The 3,650-nt window shown below is 58.8% G+C and carries 4 protein-coding genes; 2 read left to right on the plus strand and 2 right to left on the minus strand.

The annotated features are described in order from the left end of the window. Window positions 1–175: 175 nt before the first annotated feature. Window positions 176–397, minus strand: coding sequence for a hypothetical protein (locus NW819_RS09060; RefSeq protein ID WP_414342539.1), 222 nt, complete (start codon window positions 395–397; stop codon window positions 176–178). Further along, window positions 397–2,250 (minus strand): S8 family serine peptidase, encoded by a 1,854-nt coding sequence (locus tag NW819_RS09065; protein ID WP_414413545.1) that lies wholly within the window; start codon window positions 2,248–2,250, stop codon window positions 397–399. The genes NW819_RS09060 and NW819_RS09065 overlap by 1 nt, the downstream gene beginning before the upstream one ends. 223 nt (window positions 2,251–2,473) lie before the next feature. Here NW819_RS09065 and NW819_RS09070 point away from each other — a divergent pair, with 223 nt between their 5' ends. Together NW819_RS09070 and NW819_RS09075 are read left to right on the plus strand one after the other, a co-directional pair. After that, window positions 2,474–3,166, plus strand: a complete 693-nt coding sequence (locus NW819_RS09070; protein WP_369791770.1) for a MotA/TolQ/ExbB proton channel family protein — start codon at window positions 2,474–2,476, stop codon at window positions 3,164–3,166. Window positions 3,167–3,169: 3 nt separating this feature from the next. Continuing rightward, on the plus strand, window positions 3,170–3,595 hold the full coding sequence (locus NW819_RS09075; RefSeq protein WP_011432458.1) for an ExbD/TolR family protein: 426 nt from the start codon (window positions 3,170–3,172) through the stop codon (window positions 3,593–3,595). Window positions 3,596–3,650: the final 55 nt, after the last annotated feature.

Genomic DNA, 3,650 nt, shown 5'->3' on the forward strand with positions numbered 1-3,650 from the left:
TTTCGTTGCATTGCTTCCTAACTTTCCTTCTCTCCTGAGAGAGAAGCTAGGGGTGAGGGTCGGCAGCGAGGTGTCTCAATCTTGTTTGAAGCGACTGTAAAAGCATTCTGACGTCGAAAAGCAGGGATCCCCGCTTGGGGATCCCCGATTGGTATGGCCGGAGCCGCAAGCCAAGCTAGGGCTGCCGCTGGAAGCTCTTGACTTCTAAAACCGGCCCTACCTGAGCCACCGTCACCATGTCTTCTCTGATCTGTCCCTGGATGGTGACCTCTAGCCCCTCTTGCAAGAGCTCTTTGGGGGCACGGAAAAGGGCATAGTGCTCGCCGGAAGGCAGCGTCAGCACCCACACTCCCCCTTCGATATCCAGGAACTGGATGGTACCGCTGTACTCTTGCATCACCGCCTCAGCGCCAGCCCGGTTGCCGTGGACTGAGATTCCGTAGCCGCTTGCGCTCCCAAGTAGGCCAGGCCCAGGCAGAGCAAGCCATTGAAGAGCAAGAAGGAGCGACCCAACCAAGCAGAGGATCCAAGCCATAGCACCCCCTCATAGAACAGGGATCCGGACAAGAGCAGATGCGAGGCCATGCCGATGCACAAGCCGATCACCGCCCAGCGCCAGCGCCGATGGCCCAGGAGCAGCAACATCAACAGGCCTGGGATCAACACGCTGGCAAATAGGGGGTTCAAGGCATTGGTCTGGGCAAAGGCGGTGCCCAACTCCGGCAGGGAGCTACCCGCCAATTGGAAGGGCCAACGGGGGCCACCGACAATCGCCAACCCCTGCAAGGGGAAAAGACCGGCACTGCCCAAAAGCATCCCAGCCAGCAAAGGCACCGTCTGCAGCAGCCGCTTGGGAGCCAGCCACCAGCGGATCAGCACCAGGATAATGTAGCCGCCCACCACCATCAGCAGCTTCGGCACCAGAGCAATCGGGCCACCATCGAACCAGAAGCGTGGGTTGAGGTAGCCATTGTTGTTCAGGTACTGCAGGAAGTCCTTCAACCAGAGCACCAAGGGGTTTTCCTCCTGTTGCCCTGTGGCCCTGGCCAGCGCCTTGGCTGCATCCAAACGACCGGCCCCGTAGAAGTTCTGTTTGTCGCCGGGCACTGGGGTAGCCGACATTTTCAGCACTTCCTCCACCTTGTCCGGGTCTTTGATGCCCTGAGCCTGGATCAGAGCTGCCACACCGGCTACGTGGGGAGTGGCCATGCTGGTGCCTTGGAAGTAGGCAAAGACCGGCTCGTTGGGGTTACGACGATTGATGGTTTGCTGCAGAATGCCGTACTCGGGGTGATCAGGCGTTTTGGCTCCGCCGGGAGCAGAGATGTCCACCCCCACCCCATAGTTGGAGTAGGGGGCTTTCTCCCCGTTGGGCCCCGTGGCCGAGACAGCGATCACATGCGGGTAACGGGCCGGGTAGCTCACCTGGTTGGAGTTTTCGTTGCCGGCGGCTGCGATCACCGTCACCCCCTTACTGTGGGCATAGGCCACCGCCTCCTCCATCAGTTGGGCAGAAGCGCGGCTACCCAGGCTGAGGTTGATGATCGTAGCCCCGTGGTCGGCAGCATAGCGGATCCCTTCCACCACATCCGACAGGGATCCAAAGCCATTGGCATCCAACACCCGTACCGGCATGATCTTGGCCTTGAAGGCAATGCCGGCTACACCCAAGACATTGTTGGTGGATTGGGCGATGGTTCCCGCCACATGGGTGCCGTGGCCGTTGAGGTCTTCCGGATCCTCATCGTCATCCACAAAGTCGTAGCCCTTCACAAATTGGGTTTGGGCCAGGTCGGGAACTCGGGTTACTCCTGTGTCCACCACGGCTACCGTCACCCCTTCCCCTTGGGAGATGTCCCAGGCTTCCGGCATGCGGATGGCCCTGAGGTTCCATTGCTGGGGATAGAGGCGGTCGTTGGGCACGAAAGCCGCCTGGAATTGATAGTTGGGGTGAGCATACTCGATCAAGGCTTCGTCGGTGAGCCGCTTAACCAGCCGCCGCGTGGATCCCAGGTGGTTGGCATCCACGTCAAACAGGTAGATCGCTTCTTGGCGGGCAAAAGCGCTGTCGCTGCTGGGGCGGAGCGTCAAATGATACTCTTTAGCGATAGCGGCAATCTGACTGGGGGTGGCTGTGTTCACAAAGTTGACCACGATGCTGTCGTAGGGGGCGGATCCCTTGCCGCAAGCCGTCAACAGCAAGGCCATCAAGCCGGCGCAGCAAAGACCCAACCAGCGTCTGAATTTCATAATTCACGCCCTCGGGATCCAAAAAATGTTGCAACCAGTATGCCCTCTGGATTGACAATTGACGAGATGAGAGCCGGCATGGGGGCAAAATTGCCAAAAGGTGCAACCTTCGCCGCGCAAGAAGGGATCCCAGCCCTGCCGAGAAAGTGCTATGACAAGATGAGCGTAAACTGCCGCCAGAAGGGGGGAATCGGGATCGATGGATAGAGTCTTGCAGCTCATGATCCAGGGTTGGTATTACTCCATCCCCCTGTTGACGTTCTCGGTCTTCTCGGTGGCCTGTTGCATTGAGCGGGTGCTGTTTTGGTGGAAGATCACCCATCGGCAGGAGGAGGTGGTGCAGCAAGCCCTGAGCCAGTACCGCCGCAACCCACGCGCTGCCCAGTATTTGCTGGAGCAAAATGCCGATCTGCCGATTGCCCGCATCTTTTTGGCCGGGTTGGAGCTGAACGAGGCCAGCCCGGAAGATTTTAAGCTGGCTCTGGAAACGGCCCTGGCGGCAGAAGTGCCTCTGCTGAAGCGCTTCAACACTGTCTTCGACACCGTAATCACCGTTGCCCCCTTCTTGGGCTTGTTGGGCACCGTCACCGGCATCATCCAGATCCTCAGCTCCATTCAACTGGGGGATATCGGCGGCACCGATACCCAGGGGGTAGGTCGGGGGATCGCCGAAGCCTTGTACTCGACGGCCTTTGGACTGATTGTGGCTATTCCCACCCTGTTGATTTCCAACGTCTTCCGCTCTTTGTACCTGCGGCAACTCTCTAAGATCCAAGAGTACGGCGGCATGCTGGAGCTGCTGCATCGGCAGCGGCAAGAGATGCAGGCCCAACAGCTTTCCCAGTATTCCTACACCCAATCTAGCCCCAGTGGCAGCTCCACCCTTCCCCCCTACTCCTCGCTTGAGCCCTCCTAACCTATGCGCATCCCCGAAGAGAACTTCCGAGCTGGCGAGATCAACATCGTGCCCCTGATCGATGTCATCTTCTCGATCCTGGTGTTTTTCGTGATCGCCAGCCTGGTGCTCACCCGCTCCGAGGCTCTGGATGTCAACCTGCCGGATGCCACTACAGCTGAAGTTCGTCTGCAGCCGGATGTAACGGTGAGCCTGACGGCGGAAGGACAGATTGCTGTCAATCAGGAGAAGATTGCCGATATCTCTGCTCTGATCCCAGCAGTGGAACGCATCCTGGCCGAGAAGCCGGCTGAAGGGCGCCGCTTGGTGGTGATCAACGCTGATTTGGCCCTCTCCCACGGCAAGGTGGTGGAGGTGATGGATACCCTGCAGCGGGTGCCCAATGTCAGCCTGGCAATTGCCGCCCGCCGCCCCAGCAGTAATCGGTAGCCAGCTTAGGATTTGGGCCAGTTTTGTCAAATATAGTCATTTCAGGTTAGGGTGA

Origin of the sequence: Synechococcus sp. R8-2 (genome assembly GCF_047461715.1) — a bacterium.
Classification (GTDB): Bacteria; Cyanobacteriota; Cyanobacteriia; order Thermostichales; family Thermostichaceae; genus Thermostichus.

Excerpts from the sequence above, each read along its gene's own strand:
- NW819_RS09060 (WP_414342539.1), bottom strand. The coding sequence starts at position 397 with ATGCAAGAGTACAGCGGTACCATCCAGTTCCTGGATATCGAAGGGGGA.
- NW819_RS09065 (WP_414413545.1), bottom strand. The coding sequence starts at position 2,250 with ATGAAATTCAGACGCTGGTTGGGTCTTTGCTGCGCCGGCTTGATGGCC.
- NW819_RS09075 (WP_011432458.1), top strand. The coding sequence starts at position 3,170 with ATGCGCATCCCCGAAGAGAACTTCCGAGCTGGCGAGATCAACATCGTG.